The sequence below is a fragment of the Streptomyces sp. NPDC058092 genome (assembly GCF_042884935.1).
In the GTDB taxonomy this organism is placed as follows: Bacteria; Actinomycetota; Actinomycetes; order Streptomycetales; family Streptomycetaceae; genus Streptomyces.
In genome coordinates this window covers 1-5,613 of record NZ_JBHVSY010000059.1, presented here as the reverse complement: position 1 = coordinate 5,613, position 5,613 = coordinate 1, and the positions used below count along the sequence as shown (strand labels likewise).

The 5,613-nt window shown below is 52.2% G+C and carries 7 tRNA genes and 3 rRNA genes; all 10 read right to left on the bottom strand.

Annotated elements, in window-relative coordinates:
• Positions 1–13: 13 nt before the first annotated feature.
• The 10 genes from ACFVV1_RS40605 to ACFVV1_RS40560 all read right to left on the bottom strand — a co-directional run bounded on the left by ACFVV1_RS40605 (position 14) and on the right by ACFVV1_RS40560 (position 5,552).
• Positions 14–89, bottom strand: a tRNA-Lys gene (locus ACFVV1_RS40605).
• Positions 90–93: 4 nt separating this feature from the next.
• Positions 94–168 (bottom strand) — tRNA-Gln (locus tag ACFVV1_RS40600).
• 7 nt (positions 169–175) lie between these two features.
• Positions 176–259, bottom strand: a tRNA-Tyr gene (locus tag ACFVV1_RS40595).
• An 8-nt stretch (positions 260–267) separates the two neighbouring features.
• A tRNA-Thr gene (locus ACFVV1_RS40590) sits at positions 268–343 on the bottom strand.
• Between the two features lie 29 nt (positions 344–372).
• A tRNA-Val gene (locus tag ACFVV1_RS40585) sits at positions 373–448 on the bottom strand.
• Positions 449–471: 23 nt separating this feature from the next.
• Positions 472–587, bottom strand: a 5S ribosomal RNA gene (rrf, locus tag ACFVV1_RS40580).
• 50 nt (positions 588–637) lie between these two features.
• A 23S ribosomal RNA gene (locus tag ACFVV1_RS40575) occupies positions 638–3,566 on the bottom strand.
• Positions 3,567–3,742: 176 nt separating this feature from the next.
• Positions 3,743–5,295: ribosomal RNA gene (locus ACFVV1_RS40570) — 16S ribosomal RNA — on the bottom strand.
• Together the 16S, 23S and 5S rRNA genes with 7 tRNA genes alongside form the textbook arrangement of a ribosomal RNA operon.
• Positions 5,296–5,393: 98 nt before the next feature.
• A tRNA-Gly gene (locus ACFVV1_RS40565) sits at positions 5,394–5,467 on the bottom strand.
• A gap of 8 nt (positions 5,468–5,475) precedes the next feature.
• Positions 5,476–5,552: transfer RNA gene (locus tag ACFVV1_RS40560), tRNA-Arg, on the bottom strand.
• Positions 5,553–5,613: the final 61 nt, after the last annotated feature.

Genomic DNA, 5,613 nt, shown 5'->3' with positions numbered 1-5,613 from the left:
TATTAATTTAAAATGGTGAGCCATGAAGGACTCGAACCTTCGACCCTCTGATTAAAAGTCAGATGCTCTACCAACTGAGCTAATGGCTCTCTATGGCTGGGCTAGCTGGATTCGAACCAACGCATGACGGAATCAAAATCCGTTGCCTTACCGCTTGGCTATAGCCCAATAAAAATGGTGGAGGGGGGCAGATTCGAACTGCCGAACCCGAAGGAGCGGATTTACAGTCCGCCGCGTTTAGCCACTTCGCTACCCCTCCGATATAAATGGTGCCGGCAAGAGGACTTGAACCCCCAACCTACTGATTACAAGTCAGTTGCTCTACCAATTGAGCTACACCGGCTTAATACGCCAACTTATGTATGATAGGAATGGTGGAGGATGACGGGCTCGAACCGCCGACCCTCTGCTTGTAAGGCAGATGCTCTCCCAGCTGAGCTAATCCTCCATATATTACACTTACGTGTAATAGCTTGGCGGCGTCCTACTCTCACAGGGGGAAACCCCCGACTACCATCGGCGCTGAAGAGCTTAACTTCCGTGTTCGGCATGGGAACGGGTGTGACCTCTTCGCTATCGCCACCAAACCATTGAGAGTGTTCTCTCAAAACTAGATAACAGTAAGCATACATTCAAATTGGTTAAGTCCTCGATCGATTAGTATCAGTCAGCTACACATGTCGCCACGCTTCCACCTCTGACCTATCAACCTGATCATCTTTCAGGGATCTTACTAGCTTGCGCTATGGGAAATCTCATCTTGAGGGGGGCTTCATGCTTAGATGCTTTCAGCACTTATCCCGTCCACACATAGCTACCCAGCGATGCCTTTGGCAAGACAACTGGTACACCAGCGGTGTGTCCATCCCGGTCCTCTCGTACTAAGGACAGCTCCTCTCAAATTTCCTACGCCCACGACGGATAGGGACCGAACTGTCTCACGACGTTCTGAACCCAGCTCGCGTACCGCTTTAATGGGCGAACAGCCCAACCCTTGGGACCGACTACAGCCCCAGGATGCGATGAGCCGACATCGAGGTGCCAAACCTCCCCGTCGATGTGGACTCTTGGGGGAGATAAGCCTGTTATCCCCGGGGTAGCTTTTATCCGTTGAGCGATGGCCCTTCCATGCGGAACCACCGGATCACTAAGCCCGACTTTCGTCCCTGCTCGACTTGTAGGTCTCGCAGTCAAGCTCCCTTGTGCCTTTACACTCTACGAATGATTTCCAACCATTCTGAGGGAACCTTTGGGCGCCTCCGTTACATTTTAGGAGGCGACCGCCCCAGTCAAACTGCCCACCTGACACTGTCTCCCGGCCCGATAAGGGCCGCGGGTTAGAATTTCAATACAGCCAGGGTAGTATCCCACCGACGCCTCCACCGAAGCTAGCGCTCCGGCTTCTCAGGCTCCTACCTATCCTGTACAAGCTGTACCAACATTCAATATCAGGCTGCAGTAAAGCTCCACGGGGTCTTTCCGTCCTGTCGCGGGTAACCTGCATCTTCACAGGTACTATAATTTCACCGAGTCTCTCGTTGAGACAGTGCCCAGATCGTTGCGCCTTTCGTGCGGGTCGGAACTTACCCGACAAGGAATTTCGCTACCTTAGGACCGTTATAGTTACGGCCGCCGTTTACTGGGGCTTCGATTCAGAGCTTCGCTTACGCTAACCCCTCCTCTTAACCTTCCAGCACCGGGCAGGCGTCAGCCCCTATACTTCGCCTTGCGGCTTCGCAGAGACCTGTGTTTTTGCTAAACAGTCGCCTGGGCCTATTCACTGCGGCTCTCTCGGGCTTACACCCTACCAGAGCACCCCTTCTCCCGAAGTTACGGGGTCATTTTGCCGAGTTCCTTAACGAGAGTTCTCTCGATCACCTTAGGATTCTCTCCTCGCCTACCTGTGTCGGTTTGCGGTACGGGCACCTCTCACCTCGCTAGAGGCTTTTCTTGGCAGTGTGGAATCAGGAACTTCGCTACTATAATTCGCTCGCCATCACAGCTCAGCCTTCACGGGAAACGGATTTGCCTATTTCCCAGCCTAACTGCTTGGACGCGGATATCCAATACCGCGCTTACCCTATCCTCCTGCGTCCCCCCATTGCTCAAATGGTGAGGAGGTGGTACAGGAATATCAACCTGTTGTCCATCGCCTACGCCTTTCGGCCTCGGCTTAGGTCCCGACTAACCCTGAGCGGACGAGCCTTCCTCAGGAAACCTTAGGCATTCGGTGGAGGGGATTCTCACCCCTCTTTCGCTACTCATACCGGCATTCTCACTTCTAAGCGCTCCACCAGTCCTTCCGGTCTGGCTTCACAGCCCTTAGAACGCTCTCCTACCACTGTTCGAAGAACAGTCCGCAGCTTCGGTGATACGTTTAGCCCCGGTACATTTTCGGCGCAGAGTCACTCGACCAGTGAGCTATTACGCACTCTTTAAATGGTGGCTGCTTCTAAGCCAACATCCTGGTTGTCTAAGCAACTCCACATCCTTTTCCACTTAACGTATACTTTGGGACCTTAGCTGGCGGTCTGGGCTGTTTCCCTTTCGACTACGGATCTTATCACTCGCAGTCTGACTCCCAAGGATAAGTCATTGGCATTCGGAGTTTGACTGAATTCGGTAACCCGGTGGGGGCCCCTAGTCCAATCAGTGCTCTACCTCCAAGACTCTTACCATGAGGCTAGCCCTAAAGCTATTTCGGAGAGAACCAGCTATCTCCAGGTTCGATTGGCATTTCACCCCTACCCACACCTCATCCCCGCACTTTTCAACGTGCGTGGGTTCGGGCCTCCATTCAGTGTTACCTGAACTTCACCCTGGACATGGGTAGATCACCTGGTTTCGGGTCTACGACCTCATACTCAATTCGCCCTATTCAGACTCGCTTTCGCTGCGGCTCCGCATCTTCTGCTTAACCTCGCATGAAATCGTAACTCGCCGGTTCATTCTACAAAAGGCACGCCATTACCCGTTAACGGGCTCTGACTACTTGTAGGCACACGGTTTCAGGATCTCTTTCACTCCCCTTCCGGGGTGCTTTTCACCTTTCCCTCACGGTACTGGTTCACTATCGGTCACTAGGGAGTATTTAGCCTTGGGAGATGGTCCTCCCGGATTCCGACGGAATTTCACGTGTTCCGCCGTACTCAGGATCCACTCAGGAGAGAACGAAGTTTTGACTACAGGGCTGTTACCTCCTATGGCGGGCCTTTCCAGACCTCTTCATCTACCTCGTTCCTTTGTAACTCCGTACAGAGTGTCCTACAACCCCAAGAGGCAAGCCTCTTGGTTTGGGCTAGTTCCGTTTCGCTCGCCGCTACTCAGGAAATCGCATTTGCTTTCTCTTCCTCCGGGTACTTAGATGTTTCAGTTCCCCGGGTCTGCCTTCAGTACCCTATGTATTCAGGTAAGGATACTGTTCCATTACGAACAGTGGGTTTCCCCATTCGGAAATCTCCGGATCAAAGCTTGCTTACAGCTCCCCGAAGCATATCGGTGTTCGTCCCGTCCTTCATCGGCTCCTAGTGCCAAGGCATCCACCGTGCGCCCTTTCTAACTTAACCGTTAAAAAAGATCTTACAGATGCTTTGAAAAAAATTAATTGCCTTCTATCTATTATCTAGTTTTCAAGGAACAAAGCAGAAAGAATCCATCACATCGTGATGACTGTCTTTCCTATTTGAATGAATTACTCATTCAAAACTGAACAAAACAAAAGCGCTCTCGTCATTATCCTTAGAAAGGAGGTGATCCAGCCGCACCTTCCGATACGGCTACCTTGTTACGACTTCACCCCAATCATCTGTCCCACCTTAGGCGGCTGGCTCCTTACGGTTACCCCACCGACTTCGGGTGTTACAAACTCTCGTGGTGTGACGGGCGGTGTGTACAAGGCCCGGGAACGTATTCACCGCGGCATGCTGATCCGCGATTACTAGCGATTCCAGCTTCACGCAGTCGAGTTGCAGACTGCGATCCGAACTGAGAACAGATTTGTGGGATTGGCTTAACCTCGCGGTTTCGCTGCCCTTTGTTCTGTCCATTGTAGCACGTGTGTAGCCCAGGTCATAAGGGGCATGATGATTTGACGTCATCCCCACCTTCCTCCGGTTTGTCACCGGCAGTCACCTTAGAGTGCCCAACTTAATGCTGGCAACTAAGATCAAGGGTTGCGCTCGTTGCGGGACTTAACCCAACATCTCACGACACGAGCTGACGACAACCATGCACCACCTGTCACTCTGTCCCCCGAAGGGGAACGCTCTATCTCTAGAGTTGTCAGAGGATGTCAAGACCTGGTAAGGTTCTTCGCGTTGCTTCGAATTAAACCACATGCTCCACCGCTTGTGCGGGCCCCCGTCAATTCCTTTGAGTTTCAGTCTTGCGACCGTACTCCCCAGGCGGAGTGCTTAATGCGTTAGCTGCAGCACTAAAGGGCGGAAACCCTCTAACACTTAGCACTCATCGTTTACGGCGTGGACTACCAGGGTATCTAATCCTGTTTGCTCCCCACGCTTTCGCGCCTCAGCGTCAGTTACAGACCAAAAAGCCGCCTTCGCCACTGGTGTTCCTCCACATCTCTACGCATTTCACCGCTACACGTGGAATTCCGCTTTTCTCTTCTGCACTCAAGTTCCCCAGTTTCCAATGACCCTCCACGGTTGAGCCGTGGGCTTTCACATCAGACTTAAGAAACCGCCTGCGCGCGCTTTACGCCCAATAATTCCGGATAACGCTTGCCACCTACGTATTACCGCGGCTGCTGGCACGTAGTTAGCCGTGGCTTTCTGGTTAGGTACCGTCAAGGTGCCGCCCTATTTGAACGGCACTTGTTCTTCCCTAACAACAGAGTTTTACGACCCGAAAGCCTTCATCACTCACGCGGCGTTGCTCCGTCAGACTTTCGTCCATTGCGGAAGATTCCCTACTGCTGCCTCCCGTAGGAGTCTGGGCCGTGTCTCAGTCCGAGTGTGGCCGATCACCCTCTCAGGTCGGCTATGCATCGTTGCCTTGGTGAGCCGTTACCTCACCAACTAGCTAATGCGCCGCGGGTCCATCTGTAAGTGGTAGCCGAAACCATCTTTCAATCATCTCCCATGAAGGAGAAGATCCTATCCGGTATTAGCTCCGGTTTCCCGAAGTTATCCCAGTCTTACAGGCAGGTTGCCCACGTGTTACTCACCCGTCCGCCGCTAACGTCATAGAAGCAAGCTTCTAATCAGTTCGCTCGACTTGCATGTATTAGGCACGCCGCCAGCGTTCGTCCTGAGCCAGGATCAAACTCTCCGATAAAGTAGTTTGACTGACTACGCACATCGCTGTGCGATTTATTTAAAACTTTGAATTAACAGGTACGTTTTGTCTTGTTTAGTTTTCAAAGATCATTATAATGGAGCGGGTGATGAGAATCGAACTCACGACATCAGCTTGGAAGGCTGAGGTTTTACCACTAAACTACACCCGCGTTTGTATTGGCGCGCCCGAGAGGAGTCGAACCCCTAACCTTTTGATCCGTAGTCAAACGCTCTATCCAATTGAGCTACGGGCGCTTATTAAAATTGTGCCGAGGGCCGGACTTGAACCGGCACGGTAGTCACCTACCGCAGGATT